The sequence below is a fragment of the Pseudomonas sp. AC193 genome (assembly GCF_979258075.1).
On the sequence record NZ_OZ409832.1, the window covers coordinates 4,440,518 to 4,460,501 of the forward strand.

At 58.4% G+C, this 19,984-nt stretch carries 16 protein-coding genes, 3 tRNA genes and 1 pseudogene; 3 read left to right on the forward strand and 17 right to left on the reverse strand.

Annotated features, from left to right (window positions below):
- Positions 1 to 174 precede the first annotated feature (174 nt).
- A complete protein-coding gene (gene cra, locus ACZZ0D_RS20095; RefSeq protein WP_212544096.1) occupies positions 175 to 1,170 on the forward strand; it encodes a catabolite repressor/activator in 996 nt (331 codons plus the stop codon).
- A 3-nt stretch (positions 1,171 to 1,173) separates the two neighbouring features.
- Positions 1,174 to 1,950, forward strand: coding sequence for a TatD family hydrolase (locus ACZZ0D_RS20100; RefSeq protein WP_463554094.1), 777 nt, complete (start codon positions 1,174 to 1,176; stop codon positions 1,948 to 1,950).
- 127 nt (positions 1,951 to 2,077) lie between these two features.
- Here ACZZ0D_RS20100 and ACZZ0D_RS20105 read toward each other — a convergent pair whose 3' ends face one another.
- The 6 genes and pseudogenes from ACZZ0D_RS20105 to ACZZ0D_RS20130 all read right to left on the reverse strand — a co-directional run bounded on the left by ACZZ0D_RS20105 (position 2,078) and on the right by ACZZ0D_RS20130 (position 8,607).
- On the reverse strand, positions 2,078 to 2,467 hold the full coding sequence (locus ACZZ0D_RS20105; protein WP_463554095.1) for a hypothetical protein: 390 nt from the start codon (positions 2,465 to 2,467) through the stop codon (positions 2,078 to 2,080).
- A 260-nt stretch (positions 2,468 to 2,727) separates the two neighbouring features.
- Entirely contained in the window at positions 2,728 to 3,657 is a 930-nt protein-coding gene (locus ACZZ0D_RS20110; protein WP_463554823.1) for a methyl-accepting chemotaxis protein, read from the reverse strand.
- Positions 3,634 to 4,725 (reverse strand): annotated as a pseudogene (locus ACZZ0D_RS20115) (methyl-accepting chemotaxis protein); the annotation flags it as partial. The pseudogene ACZZ0D_RS20115 and the gene ACZZ0D_RS20110, both read right to left, overlap by 24 nt.
- 249 nt (positions 4,726 to 4,974) lie before the next feature.
- A complete protein-coding gene (gene ampE, locus ACZZ0D_RS20120; protein ID WP_463554096.1) occupies positions 4,975 to 5,814 on the reverse strand; it encodes a regulatory signaling modulator protein AmpE in 840 nt (279 codons plus the stop codon).
- Entirely contained in the window at positions 5,811 to 6,371 is a 561-nt protein-coding gene (gene ampD, locus ACZZ0D_RS20125; protein ID WP_463554097.1) for a 1,6-anhydro-N-acetylmuramyl-L-alanine amidase AmpD, read from the reverse strand. The genes ampE and ampD overlap by 4 nt, the downstream gene beginning before the upstream one ends.
- Before the next feature lie 64 nt (positions 6,372 to 6,435).
- On the reverse strand, positions 6,436 to 8,607 hold the full coding sequence (locus ACZZ0D_RS20130) for a DUF1631 domain-containing protein (protein ID WP_463554098.1): 2,172 nt from the start codon (positions 8,605 to 8,607) through the stop codon (positions 6,436 to 6,438).
- 386 nt (positions 8,608 to 8,993) lie between these two features.
- Between ACZZ0D_RS20130 and nadC the strand changes: the two genes are divergently transcribed.
- Positions 8,994 to 9,842, forward strand: a complete 849-nt coding sequence (nadC, locus tag ACZZ0D_RS20135) for a carboxylating nicotinate-nucleotide diphosphorylase (protein WP_053117039.1) — start codon at positions 8,994 to 8,996, stop codon at positions 9,840 to 9,842.
- A gap of 88 nt (positions 9,843 to 9,930) precedes the next feature.
- Here nadC and ACZZ0D_RS20140 read toward each other — a convergent pair whose 3' ends face one another.
- From ACZZ0D_RS20140 to ACZZ0D_RS20190, 11 genes are all read right to left on the reverse strand, one after another.
- Positions 9,931 to 10,230: a DUF6388 family protein gene (locus ACZZ0D_RS20140; protein WP_159812909.1), complete on the reverse strand. Its 300-nt coding sequence runs from the start codon at positions 10,228 to 10,230 to the stop codon at positions 9,931 to 9,933.
- A 229-nt stretch (positions 10,231 to 10,459) separates the two neighbouring features.
- Positions 10,460 to 10,535 (reverse strand) — tRNA-Thr (locus tag ACZZ0D_RS20145).
- A 289-nt stretch (positions 10,536 to 10,824) separates the two neighbouring features.
- Positions 10,825 to 12,930, reverse strand: a complete 2,106-nt coding sequence (pnp, locus tag ACZZ0D_RS20150) for a polyribonucleotide nucleotidyltransferase (protein WP_008088348.1) — start codon at positions 12,928 to 12,930, stop codon at positions 10,825 to 10,827.
- A 193-nt stretch (positions 12,931 to 13,123) separates the two neighbouring features.
- Positions 13,124 to 13,393, reverse strand: coding sequence for a 30S ribosomal protein S15 (rpsO, locus tag ACZZ0D_RS20155; protein WP_003177875.1), 270 nt, complete (start codon positions 13,391 to 13,393; stop codon positions 13,124 to 13,126).
- Between the two features lie 142 nt (positions 13,394 to 13,535).
- The gene (truB, locus tag ACZZ0D_RS20160) at positions 13,536 to 14,453 is read right to left on the reverse strand and encodes a tRNA pseudouridine(55) synthase TruB (protein ID WP_008088346.1); all 918 of its coding nucleotides are present in this window, start codon (positions 14,451 to 14,453) and stop codon (positions 13,536 to 13,538) included.
- A gap of 4 nt (positions 14,454 to 14,457) precedes the next feature.
- Positions 14,458 to 14,859: a 30S ribosome-binding factor RbfA gene (rbfA, locus tag ACZZ0D_RS20165; protein WP_008088344.1), complete on the reverse strand. Its 402-nt coding sequence runs from the start codon at positions 14,857 to 14,859 to the stop codon at positions 14,458 to 14,460.
- A gap of 160 nt (positions 14,860 to 15,019) precedes the next feature.
- A complete protein-coding gene (infB, locus tag ACZZ0D_RS20170) occupies positions 15,020 to 17,551 on the reverse strand; it encodes a translation initiation factor IF-2 (protein WP_463554099.1) in 2,532 nt (843 codons plus the stop codon).
- Between the two features lie 27 nt (positions 17,552 to 17,578).
- Entirely contained in the window at positions 17,579 to 19,060 is a 1,482-nt protein-coding gene (gene nusA, locus ACZZ0D_RS20175) for a transcription termination factor NusA (RefSeq protein ID WP_463554100.1), read from the reverse strand.
- A gap of 47 nt (positions 19,061 to 19,107) precedes the next feature.
- Positions 19,108 to 19,566 (reverse strand): ribosome maturation factor RimP, encoded by a 459-nt coding sequence (gene rimP / locus ACZZ0D_RS20180; RefSeq protein ID WP_008088338.1) that lies wholly within the window; start codon positions 19,564 to 19,566, stop codon positions 19,108 to 19,110.
- Positions 19,567 to 19,705: 139 nt separating this feature from the next.
- A tRNA-Met gene (locus tag ACZZ0D_RS20185) sits at positions 19,706 to 19,782 on the reverse strand.
- 97 nt (positions 19,783 to 19,879) lie between these two features.
- Positions 19,880 to 19,965, reverse strand: a tRNA-Leu gene (locus ACZZ0D_RS20190).
- Positions 19,966 to 19,984: the final 19 nt, after the last annotated feature.

Genomic DNA, 19,984 nt, shown 5'->3' on the forward strand with positions numbered 1-19,984 from the left:
GTAGAAAATACGCTTGCTGAAACGTTTAATCTAGATTGATCGGCACGTTACTCGATAATGTCCCATCCTTGAAGTCCAACTTGTCGGATGCGTTGCGACAATAGTCGTCTGCCCTAATCGGGTAGGATTGGCGAAAATGTTGCGGCAAGCTCGAAAAAACAAGGAAATCCCGGGTTGAAACTCAGTGATATCGCGCGGTTGGCCGGAGTGTCCGTGACCACCGCCAGCTACGTCATCAACGGCAAGGCCGAACAGCAGCGCATCAGTACCGCCACCGTCGAACGTGTGCGGGCGGTGGTCGATCTGCATGGCTTTACACCCAATCCTCAAGCGGCCGGGCTGCGCAGTCGGCATACGCGCACGCTGGGTTTTATCCTGCCGGATCTGGAAAACCCCAGTTACGCGCGGATCGCCAAACTGCTGGAGCAAGGCGCGCGGGCACGCGGCTATCAACTGCTGATCGCCAGCTCGGACGATGCGCCGGACAGCGAGCGCCAGTTGCTGCAACTGTTCCGCGCGCGTCGTTGCGATGCACTGATCGTCGCCAGTTGCCTGCCGGCCGGTGATGACAGTTATCGGCAGTTGCAGGCCAAGGGCACGCCGATCATCGCCATCGACCGGGTCATGGAGCCGGAGCATTTCTGCTCGGTGATCAGTGACGACCGCGAGGCCAGTCAGCACCTGACGCAAAGCCTGCTCGAACCGCAGCTCAAGCAAATCGTACTGCTCGGTGCGCGGCCTGAGCTGAGTATCAGCCAAGAGCGTGCCGCCGGTTTCAAACAAGCCTTGGCCGATTTCAAAGGCGAAGTGCTGGTCGAGCACGCCGAAGCCTTCAGCCGCGAATGTGGCAAGCAATTGATGGAAGAACTCCTGCAACGTCTGGGGCATTTGCCCGACGCGCTGGTGACAACTTCCTACGTGCTGTTGCAGGGCGTGTTCGATGCGCTGCATGACTTCCCGTTGAAATCGCGACCGCTGCGCCTCGGCACCTTTGGCGACACGCAGTTGCTGGATTTCCTGCCGCTGCCGGTCAACGCCATGGCCCAGCAGCACCAGTTGATCGCCGACAAGGCGCTGGAACTGGCGCTCGCTGCCGTCGAGCAGTCGGAATACAAGCCTGGCGTGCAGGCCATTGCGCGTACCTTCAAGCAGCGAATTCACCGGGACTGAGCCGTGGAGCTGATCGACAGCCACACCCACCTCGACTTCCCCGACTTCGACGCCGATCGCCCGGCCTTGCTCGCCGAAAGCCGCGCCCTCGGGGTGCGGCGGATGGTGGTGTTGGGCGTGTACGAGGGCAACTGGCAACGGGTGTGGGATCTGGTGCAGAGCGATGCTGATTTGCACGCGGCGCTCGGCTTGCACCCGGTGTATCTCGATCAACATCGTCCTGAAGATTTGACGGCACTCGGTGATTGGCTGACCCGATTAAAGGGTCATCGACAGTTGTGCGCGGTCGGCGAGATTGGTCTGGATTACTTCATCGAAACACTGGATCGCGAGCGCCAACAGTTGCTGTTCGAAGCACAACTGCAACTGGCGGCGGATTTTGAGTTGCCTGCGCTGATCCACGTGCGCCGCAGCCACGCGGCGGTGATCGCCACGCTCAAGCGCTTCAAGCTCAAACGCGCGGGGATCATCCACGCCTTTGCCGGCAGCCGGGAAGAGGCGCGGGAGTACATCAAACTCGGTTTCAAACTGGGTCTGGGCGGCGCGCCGACGTGGCCGCAGGCGCTGCGCATGCATAGGGTATTGGCGGACTTACCGCTGGCATCGATCGTGCTGGAAACCGATTCACCGGACATGGCGCCCGCGATGTTTCCCGGTCAGCGCAACAGCCCGGCACACTTGCCGGCGATCTGCGCAGCGCTGGCCGAATTGATGAAAATCACCCCGCAACAACTCGCCGCTGCGAGCACCGCCAACAGCTGCGAGGTCTTCGGCTGGTAACCGAATGCGTCCTCCTGTAGGAGCTGCGGCACGCTGCGATCTTTTGATCTGTTTTTACAATCAACATCAAAAGATCGCAGCGTGCCGCAGCTCCTACAGACAGTGGTCAGTGAGCAGTGGTCAGCATTCAGTCGGCGTGGGCCTTGGCGGCGTCGAGAACCAGCGTCAGATGTTGACGATGGCGCGCGTAACGGACGACCAGAAAGTACACAAAGATCGTAATCAGTGAAGCGTTGAGTTGTTCCGTGACGCTGAGCAGGCCGACCCATTCCATCACCAGAGCCACCAGCAGCGCGGCACACACCGTCACCGAAGCGCTGAAGCGCAAGAGCGCCAGCGAATCGAGCGACTTGAAGCGCTTGATCTGTTTCGGGCAGCGTAACTCCAGGGTTTTCTGGCAATGCTCGCAGGTGAACGCCTCGTGGATCGCGATGGCGTTGAGTTGCCACGGTTTGAGCAGCAACGTGGTCTGGCAATGGGCACAACGGCCCTGGATTCCCAGGGTGGCGACGGACATGAGCAGTCTCCTCCAAAACGGTCTGGTAGGGATTTTGGTTGATTGAAGGCGAAAATCCAGCGGGTGGAGGAAAACAGGACTTCGCCTACAGGGGTCAGCCTCAAAAGACTACAAACTATTCAGACAAAACCGGAACCGTGCCCCAGCAAACTGGCAATTGGTAACTGTAGGAGCTGCGGCACGCTGCGATCTTTTGATCTTGTTTTTAAAGATCAAAGATCGCAGCGTGCCGCAGCTCCTACAGGGGGTTTGTGTATGGCTCAGACGCGGAAGGCGCTGATCAGTTGTTTTAGCTCGACGACCTGGGCAGACAGCGCGCGACTGGCGTCTTCGGTCTGGTGCGCACCCTGTGCCGTGCGCTCACCGGCGCGGTTAATCTCGACGATGTTCTGGTCGATGTCATGGGCCACCGCCGTTTGCTGTTCCACCGCCGCCGCAATCTGCTGGTTCTGATCAACGATCATGCCCACAGCGCCGAGGATGTTTTCCAAGGCCTGCTGTACTTTTTCCGACTGCCCGACCGTGCCATTGGCCATCTGATGGCTGATGCCCATGGCCTTCACCGCCGCGCCGACACCGCCGTGCAACTTGGCGATCATCTGTTCAATTTCTTCAGTCGATTGCTGGGTGCGTTTGGCCAGCGTGCGTACTTCGTCCGCCACTACCGCAAAACCACGGCCCTGCTCGCCAGCACGCGCGGCTTCGATCGCGGCATTGAGCGCCAGCAAATTGGTCTGTTCGGCAATGCTTTTGATCACTTCCAGCACGCGACTGATCGACTGGCTATCGCTCGCCAATTGATTGATCACCAACACCGACTGATCGATCTCGCTGGCCAGCGCAGCAATGCTGCCCTGCTGCGACTCGACCAGACCGCGACCACTGAGAGTCTCGTTGTTGACGCTGTGGGCGCTGCTCACTGCCGCCGCCGCGCTGCGTGCGACTTCCAGCGAGGTCGCTGACATCTGGTTCATCGCCGTTGCCACTTGCTCGATCTGCGTGCGCTGCCCCGCCACGGCCTGATTGCTCTGCGCGGAAACGTCTTCAACTTGCCCGGCCTGACGCTCGACTTCGCCGACGGTGTGACCGACACGCTCGATCAAATCGTGAATTTTCTTCACCGTGCCATTGAACACTTCGCCCAACTCACCCAACTCATCGCGGCTGTGGGCGACAAAATTGACCGTCATGTCACCCGCCGCAACCTTGTCCATCATTGCGCCGAGGCGCTTGAGCGTGGTGCGGGTCGAGGCGTAGAAACCGCCGTAGAGATAGAAAATCAGCACAAACACCACCGACAACGCCACGGCCTGCAAGATCATGTGCGTACGGTTCTGTGCCAGGCGCTGCTGCAATTGAGTGTCGAGGAATTTCAACGAGGCTTCGTTGAGCGCGTAGGTTTTGTCCATCAGCGCGGTGACCTGATCGTAAAACCCCTGCCACGGCGCATCGAGGGTGTCAGCCATCACCACCTGTTCTTCAAACAGTTCGCTGGCCTGCTTCAACGTTGCCTTGCTGTCATCAGCCTGAGCACTGAGGTCGTCCCGCGCGGCTTTGCTGGAAGCGAGGGCATCCTGCAGTTTCAAGCCGTACTCGGCCTGAAGTTTTTCGATCTTCACCAACAGTTCGTCGAAACGCGTGCTGGAGGCACTGTTGAGAAAGCCCTGCGCCAGCGAGTACGAGCCAATTGCCCGGCCTTCGCCGAGGGTCTGGGTGACGCCGGGGGTGATCAGGGTGACCAGTTCGCTGAGCTGACGAATATCGCCCTGATTGTCGCGGCTCAAACCGGCCTGGCTGGTGATGATCTGACTGAAAATCTGCGCACTGGCGAGTAATTTGCCGATCAGCGCACTTTTGCTTTGCAGTGAGCTTTCCACTTGCTGGGCTTTGAACGCGGCAATCATTTCATCGCGTTTGCCCTCGAACACCTTGATCTGCTCGGGATCGTCGGCCATCGCCGTCAGCCCTTGCAGGCGTGTCAGCACGGCTTGTTCGAGGCTGGTGATTTTCGATTCGATGTTGCCCGCCTTGCCAGACTGGCCAAGGGTGACGTTGATCTGCACCAGATTGTTGAGGGTTTCCAGATCCCGGCGCAGGGTCAGGCTGCTGCCCAGCAGATCGAGGCTCTGCAATTCGACGCGGGTGCCTTGGAATTCGCGATAGGAATCGCGCACCAGATAGAAATTGGTCACCAGCATCGGCACCAGAAAAAGCACGCTGATCAAGCTGAACTTCATGCCAAAGCTCAGACGGTTCATCAGCGAGACGGCGGGATAGAGCAAGCTCTTCACTGGAAGTCTCCCTTGGTTTTTCTTGTTTTTATTGGCAGGCGCGGGACGACAGCAGATAGCCACTATCCGGCGCCATCACTGTATAGCTCAAATCGGCGGGAGGTTTTGTAACTTAAGGTTAACGAAAAAAAAGATCGCAGCCTGCGGCAGCTCCTACAGAAAACCCAATCTCTGTAGGAGCTGCCGCAGGCTGCGATCTTTTGATCTTTGTTTAAATCAGTGGATCAAGACTGTCCACAAAGCAAACCCGGCATACCACAACACCGCCGCACGCAGCAGCAGTTCCCACAGGCTGTCGAGGGTAGTAATGCCTTCCGGCCCGACCGCAGGCGGCGGGATCTCCCCCGCTGCCAAGCCAACCTTGTTGATCAGTTGCGCAGCGCTGATGTTCCAGTTCAGCAACTCATGCAACATCACCCGGCCAACCGCAACGAAATTGCCGACCAAGGCAAAACTCGCCGCCAGCAGTCGCACCGGCACCCAATCAAAAGCATGGCGCAATTGCGCGGCGCGTTCGACCAGCGCCGGGTTCGTGCCGTGTTCTTCAGCCAGCGCCAACAAGCGATACGCCAACGCCGCCACCGGGCCGAGCACGAAGTACCAGAAGATCACCGCGAAGAAGCTCTGATAGGCCTCCCACAGCAAGTGCCCCTGCACCCGATCGAGCAGCTCTTCGCCACTGTCGGCGCAGATATTCAGATCGCGCTTGGCGACATGCGCCGCCGCTTGCAGATCTTCACGGCGCCAGGCATCGCGGAACGGCCCGAGCCCGCCGAGCAAATCGCCGCGCCCCAGGCTGTAAATCACCACCAGCAGATGCACCGGCAACGCCAGCAGACCGTAAGCCACCGGTTCCAGCACCACCAGCAACAGTGCCAGCAGCGCGACCGGAAACAGCACCAGAATGGTCAGCACCAGCCACGGTTTACCCGCCAGTCGCTCGCTGCTTTCGAGTTTGTTCAGTTCGCGGATCCATCCGCCATCGCGTTGAACCCGATGGCGCAGGGCCGAGAACTTCTCGATCCAGACGGCCAGCAGTAACACCAGAAAACTCATTGTCCTTCCTCTTGTGCCAGGGCTGCGCGGTAACGCACCCAGTCGAATGCCGGGCCAGGATCGGTCTTACGCCCGGGTGCGATGTCGCTGTGCCCGCAAATACGGGCGCCGGTGATGGCCGGAAATGCTCTTTGCAACTGACGGGTGAGCACGGTCAGCGCTTGATATTGCGCATCGGTGAAGGGCAGATCATCGGTGCCTTCGAGCTCGATGCCCACGGAAAAATCGTTACAGGTTTCGCGACCGTCAAAAATCGACACGCCCGCATGCCACGCCCGTTCCAGACAGGAGACAAACTGGGTGACCTTGCCGTCACGTTCAATCAGAAAATGCGCCGAGACGCGTAGGTCGGCGATCCCTGCAAAGTAGGGATGTTCGGTGACATCCAGACGGTTCTGGAAAAATTCCTGCACCTTGCCGGTGGCGAATTGCGCCGGTGGCAGGCTGATGTTGTGGATGACCAACAGGGAAACTTCGCCCGCCGGGCGTTCATTGAAATTGGGCGATGGGCACACCTGCACCCCGTGACACCACCCGCTAGCGGGATCCAGCTGCATAACGATTCCTTCAGCGCCGACTGTGTTGGCGTCCAGTATGCCGTGATCGGCACCCGGCGCGCGATCACTTGGAACGATTGAGTCGCCGCAGGTTGCCCAGCACCGATTCCAGCGCCCGGTCGAACAGCAAAGTGTCGTCCAGTGTTCGCGCGGCGCCACGCTGGAATTCCACCGCCAGCGCGGCACGACTGCGCTCGAGGACTTTCATGCCAGTGCGGTCGACGAAAACGTATTTGTCGGTGGCGTCGATGATCGCCGCGAGTTTGCAGCGCAAGCTGTGTTCTTCGTCTTCCTGAAACGCCACCCAACTGCCCAGACGCAATTGATCGACCTGACGCAAACCAGCGGCATCGTCAGGCAGATGCGTAGAGTTTTTCGTCATTGCGCCCTCATCGGCCGAAGGCAAAACAATCTGCTGCGAAACTTCGATCATCGGATCGGCCTCGCTGGCAGGTTCGAGCACCCTCACGTGCAGGGTTTCGAGCTCGCTGAAAAATTCGCTGGTGGCAAATGGATCGAATGCCGCACGAGTCAGGCCATCTCGCAGTGATTTGAGCAGGCCGGGCACCAAAGCCAACAGGCGCAAACCGGATTCCGCGTCGTTGTGACGCTGCACGCTCCAGACCAGTTGCTCCATGGTCTGCACGTCGTCACGCCACTGGGCGGAAGCCTCGCCATGCTTGAGACAGGTCAGCAGCAGCACTTTGCTCCAGGCATCCTCAACAAACGTCACCACTGCCGGCGGCAACACCTTGCCCAACAGCGCTTGATTCAACGCCCGTTCGACCCGGCGCCGGGCCAGCTCGGTTTTCGCCCGACCCTCTTCGGCATCGCGCAAACGCTGTTCAAGCAGTTCGCTGCGGCGGCGTTCGTCGCTGGTGAAAGCGAGGAAGTCCGCCAGCAGTTCGGAGAAGATCGCTGGATCATCGACAAAATCCGTGAGCAGGCGCTGCACCACTTGTTCGATACGCACATAAAGGTTGTCGCGAGTTTCGCTGTCGCTATCGCCCCAGCCCATTGCGGCAGCGGCGATTTCATTGAGCAGGCGCCGTGCCGGGTGGCTGCTGCGGCTGAAGAAACTCTTGTCGAGCACCGCCACTTTGAGCATCGGAATCTGCAATCGCGCGATCAGCGCTTTGAGCGAATCCGGCACATTACGGTCATCCAGAATGCACTCGAAGACCATGGCGATCAGGTTGATCACGTCTTCGTCCGCGCCCTCGACAATCCGCGATTTGCCACTTCTGAGGCTGACCCGCGTCAACAACTGTTCAAGCTGATTGCGCAGATCGAAATCGTCCTGCGCCGCGAGTGCCGGCACGTATTGTTGCAAGTGCGAGAGCAGACGCAGCAGGTCGCGGGTGCTGATCGGCTGCGTAGCGGCGCTGGGCTCGAGTGTCGGCGCGACGCTGCCGCGCACTTGCAGTAACAGTTCCTGCAACGCGGCGAAGACTTCTTGCACACCCTCGTCGGCCGGCAGCGGTTCGTCACTGTCTTCGCTGTGCACGTTGGCCATCGCGCGATCAAGCGCACGTCGCGCTGGTGCCGGTTTCAGCTCGGGCAATACGCCGGTGACGCTGAGCAGTTGGTTGGCTTCGGCATACAACTGCTCGGTGTCGGCGAGGACATAGCGCTCGAACAGTTTGAGCAGGATCAGCTTGACCTTGATCTCCACGCCGAGGTTGCGCCCGGCCTGCAAGAAGTACTCACAGAGCATCGCCGGGGCGAGCGGGTTGTGCTGCGCGTCGAGAGGTTTGCCGAGCAAAACGCTGAGCCGTGCACTGAGTTGATCCAGCGCAAAGCCATCGCGCTTGAGCACCCGGCCAACCATGGTCTCAATCGCTACGCTGCGCTCCATGTCGTCGGTACGTGGCGCCGACTCGTCGAACATCAGTGCGGGCGGCAAGGCGTTGGGTGAGGCGTCGTATTGAGTGAGGCCGACGAAAGCCTCGAAAAACAGTTCGAGAAAACCACGCTCGATATTTTTGCGCTTCAGGCGCAGGTCGCGCATGGCTTCGAAAAAGATGTTCTGTTCGACGTCATTGCGTGCGCGATCCGCCATTTCGAACAGGGTGTCGTCGGCGTTATCGAACAACTCCTGCAAGCCGTGGCGCAGTTGCTGCGCAGCCTTGTCGCGAACCTGAAGCAGAATCACAGGCAGGCGGGCGAGCGGCGAGTGATTCGCCTGATCCGTAGTGGCCTTGTGCAAAGGCACTACTTTCCCGTCGTTGTGCATCCAAGCCTCCTGAAACGGTGATTCGTCGGTCACTTTCTGCGCAAGCCCTTTGTGGGAGCGAGCCTGCTCGCGAAAGCGGTGGGTCAGAAAAAGAAATGTCGCTGACACGCCCTCTTCGCGAGCAAGCCCGCTCCCACAGTTTTGATGCGGCGCGCTCAAAATCGTCAAAGCCATGACGTCAAATGCAAGGCGGATTATCTTGCAAAAGGTGTCACCGCCGCTATAGCCGTCAGGGTTTCCCCTATACCTCGCCCCTTGCATTGACCACGTCGGCCGGCCTTTGCTCAAAGAAATTCGACCGGATGCAGTCAACCACGCACGTTCACGCCTTGGGTTGGCTCGCGCCATGCCCCTATAATCGAATCACTTTGTTTGTGGAGCCCGTTATGCCGAATCTACGTCTCGCCGATTTGACCGCCGAAATCGAAGCCAACGTGCGCCGTGCGTTGCTCGAAGACGTCGGCAGCGGCGACATCACCGCGCAACTGATCCCGGCCGAACGTCTGGCCAAAGCCACCATCATCACCCGTGACGAAGCCGTCATCTGCGGCACAGCGTGGGTTGATACGGTTTTTCGTCAGCTCGACCCGCGCGTCGCGGTGCATTGGCAAGTGGTCGATGGCCAGCGGGTAAAGCCCAACCAGCCACTGTTTCACCTGGAAGGCCCGGCCCGTTCGCTGCTGACCGGCGAGCGCAGTGCGCTGAACTTCCTGCAACTGCTGTCCGGCGTGGCGACGCGGGCGCAGTACCTGGCGGATTTTGTCGGCGAGACTCAGGTCAAGCTGCTCGACACCCGCAAGACCCTGCCGGGCCTGCGTCTGGCGCAGAAATACGCAGTGACCTGCGGCGGCTGCCACAACCATCGCATCGGCCTCTACGACGCGTTCCTGATCAAGGAAAACCACATCGCTGCCAGCGGCGGAATCCCGCAGGCCATCGCGGCCGCGCACAAGATCGCGCCGGGCAAACCGGTGGAAATCGAAGTGGAAAGTCTGGAGGAGCTGAAAGAAGCGCTGGAAGCCGGCGCCGACATCATCATGCTCGATGAGCTGAGCCTGGACGACATGCGCGAAGCGGTGCGCCTGAACGGCGGCAAGGCGAAACTGGAAGCCAGCGGTGGCATCAACGAAAGCACGCTGCTGCCAATCGCCGAAACCGGGGTGGATTACATCTCGATCGGCGCGATGACCAAGGATGTCAAAGCGGTCGACCTGTCGATGCGCTTGAGTCTTTGACAGCAGCGGCAAGCTGCGAGCTACAAGCTACAAGCCACAGCGCTTTTGCTCCGACTTGTAGCTTGCCGCTTGAAACTCGCAGCAGCTCTTATACGACGAGATTATTCATCTCGCAGTACTCTTCCCAATCGACACCCAGCACTTCAGCCGCCTCTTTGTGCAGCACGAGGCGCTGCGCCTCGAACTCCTCCGGCGTGCTCGTGTACTTGAGCGTCAGCTCCCACGGCTGCAGGCCCTGGGCCTCGGCTTCGTCTTCGAATGCCCACTGAATCTGGTCTTTCTGATCATCAGGACTCAAGTCCTTGATCTCTTCCAACAGCTGGGGCGCGTCGAGTTTGTATTTCTCCAGCGCTTGTTCGTGACGTTGCTCTTGAGTTAATTCGGTCATGGCGTTCTCGCTGATCGTAAGAATGGAGGATGGATCTGGATCATCAAGGATCTCTCTGACGCGGTTTTTTCCGGCCTTCGGAACCATTCGGGATCATCTGAAAACTGCTAAGCGATGCTCATGCAGGCACCGAATATAGGACGTTTGCATGACGAATTACACGGGTCTTTACATCTCTCTCACAAAAACTTTGACCTGAGGGACATAAATCGAGGGGGCATGAGGAAAATGGTGCCCGAGACAGGAATCGAACCTGCGACCTTCGCGTTACGAGTGCGCTGCTCTACCGGCTGAGCTACACGGGCGGTGGGCTAAACCTAGCACCGGTCGTGTGCTGCGGCAAATTTGTGGGTTGCCTGATGGTTATCTCTTGAAACTCCCATTTGTGGCGAGGGGATTTATCCCCGTTCGGCTGCGCAGCAGTCGTATAACCAGACACTGCTGACTGCCTGAAACACCGAGGTGCTGGATTCACGGCCGCTGCGCAGCCGAACGGGGATAAATCCCCTCGCCACAATTGCTTTATGCCAGACAAAAAAATGCCCCGCCGTTTTCACGGCGGGGCATTTTTATTGCGCTAAAGCCTGGGGGTGATTAAACGCCCGAAGCCTTGGCAGCTGCCACGTCTTTGATGGACAGCTTGATACGGCCGCGGTTGTCCACGTCCAGTACCAGCACTTCCACTTCCTGGCCTTCTTTCAGGATGTCGGTCACTTTCTCTACGCGAGCGTCGCTCAGCATCGAAATGTGCACCAGACCGTCCTTGCCCGGCAGGATGTTGACGAATGCGCCGAAGTCGACGATGCGCTCAACCTTGCCCACGTAGATCTTGCCGATCTCGGCTTCAGCGGTGATGCCCAGAACGCGCTGACGTGCAGCTTCAGCAGCTTCCTTGGTTTCGCCGAAGATCTTGATCGAACCGTCGTCTTCGATGTCGATCGAAGCCTTGGTTTCTTCGCAGATCGCACGAATGGTCGCGCCACCTTTACCGATAACGTCACGGATTTTGTCGGTGTCGATTTTCATCGCGATCATGGTCGGAGCGTTGGCCGACAGTTCGGTACGCGACTGGCCAATGATCTGGTTCATCTGACCGAGGATGTTCAGGCGCGCTTCCAGGGCTTGGCCCAGAGCGATTTCCATGATTTCTTCGGTGATGCCTTTGATCTTGATGTCCATCTGCAGCGCGGTAACACCTTTGGCGGTACCCGCTACTTTGAAGTCCATGTCGCCCAGGTGGTCTTCGTCACCGAGGATGTCGGTCAGAACGGCGAATTTCTCGCCTTCTTTAACCAGACCCATGGCGATACCGGCAACTGGCGCCTTCATCGGCACACCAGCGTCCATCAGGGCCAGGGAAGCGCCGCAAACGGAAGCCATCGAGCTCGAACCGTTGGATTCGGTGATTTCCGAAACCACACGGATGGTGTACGGGAACACGTCAGCGGCTGGCAGCATGGCCGAAACCGAACGACGGGCCAGACGGCCGTGACCGATTTCACGACGACCAGCACCACCCATGCGACCACACTCGCCTACCGAGAACGGAGGGAAGTTGTAGTGCAGCATGAACGGGTCTTTTTTCTCGCCTTCCAGGGTGTCCAGCAGCTGTGCGTCACGGGCAGTACCCAGAGTCGCGACTACCAGAGCCTGAGTTTCACCACGGGTGAACAGCGCCGAACCGTGAGTCTTCGGCAGAACGCCGACTTCGATGTTCAGCGGACGTACGGTTTTGGTGTCGCGACCGTCGATACGTGGCTTGCCGTTGACGATGTTTTCGCGAACGGTGCGGTATTCGATTTCGCCGAAAGCAGCTTTGACTTCGCTGGACGAAGGCTGGCCTTCTTCACCGGACAGCTTGGCAACCACCTGATCCTTCAACTCACCCAAGCGAGCGTAACGGTCGGCCTTGATGGTGATGGTGTAAGCCTGGGAGATCGCGTCGCCGAACTCGGCACGGATAGCGCCCAGCAGTTCGGTGGCTTCTGGAGCAGGAGCCCAGTTCCAGGTTGGCTTGGCAGCTTCAGCGGCCAGTTCTTTAACAGCGTTGATCACCACCTGGAATTCGTCGTGAGCAAACAGTACCGCGCCCAGCATCTGGTCTTCGGTCAGCTCTTTGGCTTCCGATTCAACCATCAGCACGGCGTCCGAAGTACCGGCAACGACCATGTCCAGGCTCGAAGCAGCTTGCTGCTCGTAAGTCGGGTTCAGCAGGTAGCCGGTGCTTTCGTGGAAAGCTACACGAGCGGCGCCGATCGGGCCGTCGAACGGAATACCCGAGATGGCCAGGGCAGCCGAGGTACCGATCATCGCAGCGATGTCCGGATCGGTCTTCTTGCTGGTGGAAACGACGGTGCAGACAACCTGCACTTCGTTCATGAAGCCTTCTGGGAACAGCGGACGGATCGGACGGTCGATCAGTCGGGAAGTCAGGGTTTCTTTCTCGGAAGGACGGCCTTCACGCTTGAAGAAACCGCCAGGGATCTTACCGGCAGCGTAAGTCTTTTCCTGGTAGTGAACCGACAGAGGGAAGAAGCCCTTGCCTGGATCGGCTTGTTTTGCACCGACTACAGTCACCAATACGCTGACGTCGTCGTCAACGGTGACCAATACTGCGCCGGAGGCCTGACGGGCGATACGGCCAGTCTCGAGGGTAACGGTCGATTGACCGAACTGGAATTTTTTGATTACCGGGTTCACGGTGTCCTACCTTCTTTGTGGCTCTTGGGGGAACTGGTTTCTTGCGAATTCTTGGGCAATGTCGGGAATCGGCCCAACGCCTGTCCAGGGTAAAACGTGTATCCAGATAAAACTTGAGGCTGGGAGCCTGCAAGCCGCCGGCGGTAAACCGCAGACGTCCGACAGACAACCAACCTCATAGCGCAATCGCTGATTAGCGACGCAGACCCAGGCGACCGATCAGAGTCTGATAACGACCCAGATCCTTGCCTTTCAGGTAGTCCAGCAGCTTGCGACGCTGGTTTACCATGCGGATCAGACCACGACGGGAGTGGTGATCTTTACCGTTGGCCTTGAAGTGACCTTGCAGCTTGTTGATGTTGTGGGTCAGCAGTGCAACTTGCACTTCTGGCGAACCAGTGTCACCAACAGCTTGCTGGTAGTCAGCAACGATTTGAGCTTTTTCTTGAACGTCGAGAGCCATGAGGCAATCCTTTTATCAGGAAACTGTTTCAAAGAAACAGCTTCAACAGGCCAGGGACAAATCCCTGTATCTATAAATGAGTAGTGACCGTGCCTGTTAACAGCCACCCTCGCCAGCCTGCTTTGACACAGACCGGTTTCGGTCATTCCGACCGAATCAGTCGACGTGGCGCAATGCGCCCGTCTTCGCTCACTTCACCGATACCGATGAAGCGACCATTGTGATCCTGTACCCGCACCATGCCGAACTTCGGAGCATCCGGGGCACGTACCGGCTGGCCGTTGAGCCAGTAGAACGCGCTCGCTTCCGAGAAGTGCAGCAGCGGCCAATCCTGCAAGCCGCTGTCCGATGGCATCAGGAAGCGATCAACCGCTTCGTTGCCGCCTTCGGCATGTACCGCTTCCAGCTCTTCAAGGGTCACGGTCTGCGCCAGGGTGAAAGGCCCGGCCTGGGTACGGCGCAATTCAGCGACGTACGCACCACAACCGAGTTGCTCACCGATATCCTCCACCAGGGTGCGGATATAGGTGCCCTTGCTGCAATCCACCGCAAGACGCGCAGTATCGCCTTCGAAGGCCAGTAATTCCAAGCGCGCAATAGTAACAGAACGCGGTTCACGCTCCACTACTTCGCCTGCACGCGCCAGCTTGTACAGCGGCTGGCCATCACGCTTGAGTGCCGAGTACATCGGCGGTATCTGACTGATTTGCCCACGAAATTTCGGCAATGCCGCTTCGACATCGGCGCGACCAACGGTCACCGGGCGCTCCTGCAAAACCTCACCTTCGGCATCTGCCGTGGTGGTGGTCTTGCCCAGTTGCGCGAGGGTTTCATAAGCCTTGTCGGAATCGAGCAGGTATTGCGAGAACTTGGTCGCCTCGCCAAAGCACAGCGGCAAGACGCCAGTGGCCAGCGGATCGAGGCTGCCGGTGTGACCGGCCTTCTCGGCGTTGAGCAACCAGCGAACCTTCTGCAACGCGGCGTTGGAGGTGAACCCCAGCGGCTTGTCGAGCAGGATGATGCCGCTGACGTTACGACGGATACGTTTGACCTGAGCCACCGAATTACTCCTTGGTGTCTTCAGGTTCAGCAGCGACCGGATGCTGATTGTCTTCAGCCACCGCACGCTCGATCAGCGCCGACAAATGCGCACCACGAACGACGGATTCGTCGTAATGGAAGTGCAGTTGCGGCACGCTGCGCAGCTTCATTTCGCGGGCCAATTGCATACGCAGGAAACCTGCGGCGGAATTGAGCACCTTGATGCTTTGCGCGATGTCTTCAGCGTTGTCCTGCCCCATCACGGTGATGAAAATCTTTGCGTGACCGACGTCACGGCTGACTTCCACAGCGGTAATGGTGACCAGACCCACACGTGGATCTTTGACTTCACGACGGATCAGTTGGGCCAGCTCGCGCTGCATCTGATCGCCGATACGTTGGGTACGGCTGTATTCTTTTGCCATGATTTTGTTACCTGTTACTGCCAGGCGGTGAAACCCGCCAGGTCTGAAAGCGGCAAACGCCCGGCCTGACAAAAGCCAGACCGGGCGTTGCGTTTAGAGTCCGGGTGATGCGCCACACCCTTGAGTGCGGCCGACCATCACGGCTCCTGAAGTGCGCGAGTTAGAGGCTGCGAGCAACCTGAACCTTCTCGAAGACTTCGATCTTGTCGCCGACTTTGACGTCGTTGTAGCTCTTCACGCCGATACCGCATTCCATGCCGGCACGCACTTCGGAAGCGTCATCCTTGAAGCGGCGCAGGGATTCCAGCTCGCCTTCGAAGATAACGATGTCTTCACGCAGTACACGGATCGGACGGTTACGGTGCACAACACCTTCGATCACCATGCAACCTGCGATCGCGCCAAACTTCGGCGAACGGAACACGTCACGCACTTCGGCGATACCCAGGATGTTCTCGCGAACATCGCTGCCGAGCATACCGGTCAGGGCTTTCTTGACGTCTTCGATGATGTCGTAGATCACGTTGTAGTAACGCATATCCAGACCTTCCTGCTCGACGATCTTCCGTGCGCCAGCATCGGCACGCACGTTGAAGCCGAACAGTACAGCGTTGGAAGCCAGTGCCAGGTTAGCGTCGGACTCGGTGATACCACCCACGCCGCCGCCTACTACGCGCACTTGTACTTCGTCGTTGCCCAGGCCATTCAAGGCACCGTTCAACGCTTCCAGCGAACCACGGACGTCGGATTTGAGGACGATGTTGAGCGTCTTCTTCTCTGCCTGACCCATATTTTCGAAGATGTTTTCCAGCTTGCCGGCGTGAGCGCGAGCCAGTTTGACTTCGCGGAACTTGCCTTGACGGAACAGAGCCACTTCACGGGCTTTCTTCTCGTCAGCAACCACGCTCATCTCGTCGCCAGCGTCCGGGGTACCGTCCAGGCCGAGGATCTCGACAGGGATGGAAGAGCCGGCTTCTTTGATTGGCTTGCCGTTCTCGTCGAGCATGGCGCGCACGCGGCCATAGTTCGAACCGACCAGCACCATGTCGCCTTGACGCAGGGTACCGTCTTGAACCAGAACGGTTGCAACCGGGCCACGACCTTTGTCGAGACGCGATTCAACCACAACGCCACGGCCAGGAGCCGATGGAGTTGCTTTCAGTTCGAGAACTTCAGCTTGCAGCAGAACGGCTTCAAGCAGCTCGTCCACGCCAGTACCGACTTTCGCCGAAACCGGAACGAACGGCGTATCACCGCCCCACTCTTCAGACGTCACGCCGTGAACCGACAGTTCGCTACGGATGCGATCCAGATCGGCGCCCGGCTTGTCGATTTTGTTCACCGCTACAACCAGTGGAACGCCAGCCGCTACCGCGTGCTGAACAGCTTCAATGGTCTGCGGCATCACGCCGTCGTCCGCTGCAACTACCAGGATCACGATGTCTGTCGCCTTGGCACCACGAGCACGCATTGCGGTAAACGCGGCGTGACCCGGGGTGTCGAGGAAGGTGACCATGCCGCGTTCGGTTTCAACGTGGTATGCACCGATGTGCTGGGTGATACCACCGGCTTCGCCAGCAGCTACCTTGGCACGACGGATGTAGTCGAGCAGGGACGTTTTACCGTGGTCAACGTGGCCCATTACGGTCACGACTGGTGCACGGGAGAACGACTCACCTTCAAACTTCAAGGACTCGGCCAGGGAATCTTCCAGGGCGGTGTCGCTGACCAGGGTCACTTTGTGGCCCAGTTCTTCGGCTACCAGTTGAGCAGTTTCCTGATCAAGCACCTGGTTGATGGTCGCTGGAGTACCCAGTTTGAACATGAACTTGATGATTTCAGCAGCCTTGACCGACATCTGATTGGCGAGATCGCCAACAGTGATGGTCTCGCCGATCTGCACATCACGCACGACAGGGCCGGTTGGGCTCTGGAAACCGTGAGCGTTGCGCTTCTTCAGCTTGGCCTTGCCGCGACCACCACGACGGAAGCCATCGCTTTCTTCGTCGGTAGTGCGTGGCGCCACACGTGGTGCCGGCGCTTTTTCTTTGACCGAGGCGCGATGCGGAGCGTTTTTGCGCTCGCCATCACCGCCACCGCTGCGACGATTGTTATCGTCAGCACGTGGCTTGTCCGGACGGCGCTGTTCGTTCTGCTTGTTGCGAACTTCAGCAGACGGCGCTGGAGCAGCGGCAGCGACCGGTGCGCTTTCGCGTACAGGTTCGGCAGCGGCAACCGGCGCAGCAGCAGGGGCGCTATTAGCGTTCTGCGCAGCAGCAGGCTGGTTACGCGCTTCTACTTCGGCGCGTTGCTTGGCTTCTTCTTCAGCCTTCTGACGGGCAGCATTTTCTACTGCGCGACGCTCATCCAGTTCACGCTTGCGCTCGGCTTCGATTTCTTCCGGGCTGCGCTGTACGAAAACTTTCTTTTTGCGGACTTCAACGCTGATGCTTTTGCTGCCAGCAACACGCAGGGTGCTGGTGGTTTTACGCTGCAGCGTGATCTTGCGTGGTTCTTCCACTTTCGCCTTGTGGCTGCTTTTCAAGTGAGTCAGCAGGGACTGCTTCTCACTGTCAGTCACATTTTCTTCGGCGGCGGTGTGCGGCAGACCTGCCTCACGCATCTGCTGCAACAGGCGCTCTACCGGTGTTTTGACCTCATCGGCCAGTTGTTTCACCGTGACTTGCGTCATGCACTTCTCTCCTCAGGCCGCGCCTAATTACTCGAACCAGTGGGCTCGGGCGGCCATGATCAACTTGCCGGCACGATCATCGTCAATGCCGTCGATGTCGAGCAGGTCGTCAATAGACTGCTCGGCCAGGTCTTCGCGGGTAATTACGCCGCGCACCGCCAGTTCCATCGCCAAATCCTTGTCCATACCCTCAAGCGAGAGCAGGTCTTCGGCCGGATGGGCGTCTGCCAGCTTTTCCTCAGTAGCGATGGCTTTGGTCAACAAACGATCCTTGGCACGAGCGCGAAGCTCGTTGACGGTATCTTCGTCAAAGCCGTCGATGTTGAGCATTTCTTCCACCGGTACGTAGGCAATCTCTTCCAGGCTGGTGAAGCCTTCATCTACCAGCACCTGTGCCAGGTCTTCGTCGACTTCCAGCTCGTCGATGAAGTTGCGCAGGATGTCGCCGGTTTCTGCTTGCTGCTTAGCCTGGATGTCCGATTCGGTCATCACGTTCAGGGCCCAGCCAGTCAACTGGCTAGCCAGACGCACGTTCTGACCACCGCGACCGATGGCCTGAGCCAGATTGTCTGCGCCAACGGCGATGTCCATTGCGTGGGCATCTTCGTCAACGATAATTGCCGCAACCTCAGCCGGGGACATGGCGTTGATCACGAACTGAGCCGGGTTGTCGTCCCAAAGAACGATATCAACACGCTCACCGCCCAACTCACCCGACACTGCCTGGACGCGCGAACCGCGCATACCGATGCAAGCACCTTGTGGGTCAATGCGTTTGTCCTTGGAGCGGACGGCGATCTTGGCGCGCGAACCCGGATCACGGGACGCAGCCATCACTTCGATCAGGCCTTCAGCAATTTCCGGCACTTCGATGCGGAACAACTCGATCAGCATTTCCGGCGCGGTACGCGACAGGATCAGCTGCGGGCCGCGGTTCTCGGTGCGGATTTCCTTGAGCAGCGCACGCAGACGCACGCCGACACGGAAGGTTTCGCGAGAAATGATGTCTTCACGGGCCAGCAACGCTTCAGCGTTGTTACCCAGATCGACGATCACGTTGTCGCGGGTGACTTTTTTCACGGTGCCGGAGATGATTTCTCCCAGGCGCTCGCGATAAGCGTCGACCACTTGAGCGCGCTCGGCTTCACGCACTTTCTGCACGATGACTTGCTTGGCAGTCTGTGCAGCAATGCGGCCGAACTCGATGGATTCGATCTTTTCTTCGACGACGTCGCCAACGTTGGCACCCGGATGCGTTTCGGCAACCTTGCTCGGCCAGGTTTCGATGGCCGGATCGTCGAGATCATTCTCTTCGACGACCGTCCAGCGACGGAAAGTTTCGTATGCCCCGGTGTGGCGGTTAATTTCCACACGCAGGTCAACTTCGTCTTCAAAACGCTTTTTGGTAGCAGTGGCCAAAGCCAGCTCCAGCGCTTCAAAAATTACGCTTGCCGGTACGCCCTTTTCATTGGATACCGACTCAACAACCAGCAGTACTTCTTTGCTCATCGTACGCCTCGCCTTTCGCAAGCCATTGGATCCGCGGGATCCGCGTCTCAGTCAAAACTGGGAATAATGTTGGCCTTGTCGATCATATCGATCGGCAACAGGAATTCATGGTCGTCTACCTGCACCACGACATCCTGTTCTTCTACACCGCGCAGAAGGCCCTGAAAGTTGCGTCGACCTTCAAAAGGCGAGCGCAGCTTGATCTTCACTTGTTCACCGACAAACTGGGCGAACTGCTCAATAGTGAACAGTGGGCGCTCCATGCCAGGCGAGGAAACTTCAAGGGTGTATTCAACGGTGATTGGATCTTCAACATCCAGCACACCACTGATCTGACGGCTGACAATGGCGCAATCGTCCACCAGCACGCCACCCTCTTTATCGATATAAACGCGCAACATCGAGTGACGACCCTGAGCCGAAAACTCGATACCCCAGCATTCATAGCCCAGGGCCACGACCACCGGGGCCAGCAAGGCCTGCAACTCTTCTAGCTTGCTCGACACCTGAACCCCCTAGTGCATGATATGTGCATGCTTTGCAAAATAAAAAAATGGGCGAAACGCCCATCCTTGAAACGCCGTCGAACAGCGGCGTTGAAAGTGTCCAGCTAACAAAAAGCCCCTGAAAAGGGGCTCCTTAAACTGGTTGCGGGGGCCGGATTTGAACCGACGACCTTCGGGTTATGAGCCCGACGAGCTACCAGACTGCTCCACCCCGCGACAAAGCTGGGGCGGAAGTATACGACCGATCCCTTATAGGGTCAATGTAACCTTCCACCTGCAAGAAAGCCCGCAACAGCGGGCTCTCCTGACTAATTGGTACCGAGAAGGGGACTCGAACCCCTACACCCTATGGGCACAACCACCTCAAGGTTGCGTGTCTACCAATTCCACCACCTCGGCAAAACTACGTTTGAAACCC

Bases quoted from the DNA above. Each gene is read 5' to 3' on its own strand.
- ACZZ0D_RS20105 (WP_463554095.1), bottom strand. From the start codon at position 2,467: ATGTCCGTCGCCACCCTGGGAATCCAGGGCCGTTGTGCCCATTGCCAG.
- ACZZ0D_RS20110 (WP_463554823.1), bottom strand. From the start codon at position 3,657: ATGACGGTCAATTTTGTCGCCCACAGCCGCGATGAGTTGGGTGAGTTG.
- ampE (WP_463554096.1), bottom strand. From the start codon at position 5,814: ATGAGTTTTCTGGTGTTACTGCTGGCCGTCTGGATCGAGAAGTTCTCG.
- ampD (WP_463554097.1), bottom strand. From the start codon at position 6,371: ATGCAGCTGGATCCCGCTAGCGGGTGGTGTCACGGGGTGCAGGTGTGC.
- ACZZ0D_RS20130 (WP_463554098.1), bottom strand. From the start codon at position 8,607: ATGCACAACGACGGGAAAGTAGTGCCTTTGCACAAGGCCACTACGGAT.
- nadC (WP_053117039.1), top strand. From the start codon at position 8,994: ATGCCGAATCTACGTCTCGCCGATTTGACCGCCGAAATCGAAGCCAAC.
- ACZZ0D_RS20140 (WP_159812909.1), bottom strand. From the start codon at position 10,230: ATGACCGAATTAACTCAAGAGCAACGTCACGAACAAGCGCTGGAGAAA.
- rpsO (WP_003177875.1), bottom strand. From the start codon at position 13,393: ATGGCTCTCGACGTTCAAGAAAAAGCTCAAATCGTTGCTGACTACCAG.
- rbfA (WP_008088344.1), bottom strand. From the start codon at position 14,859: ATGGCAAAAGAATACAGCCGTACCCAACGTATCGGCGATCAGATGCAG.
- infB (WP_463554099.1), bottom strand. From the start codon at position 17,551: ATGACGCAAGTCACGGTGAAACAACTGGCCGATGAGGTCAAAACACCG.
- nusA (WP_463554100.1), bottom strand. From the start codon at position 19,060: ATGAGCAAAGAAGTACTGCTGGTTGTTGAGTCGGTATCCAATGAAAAG.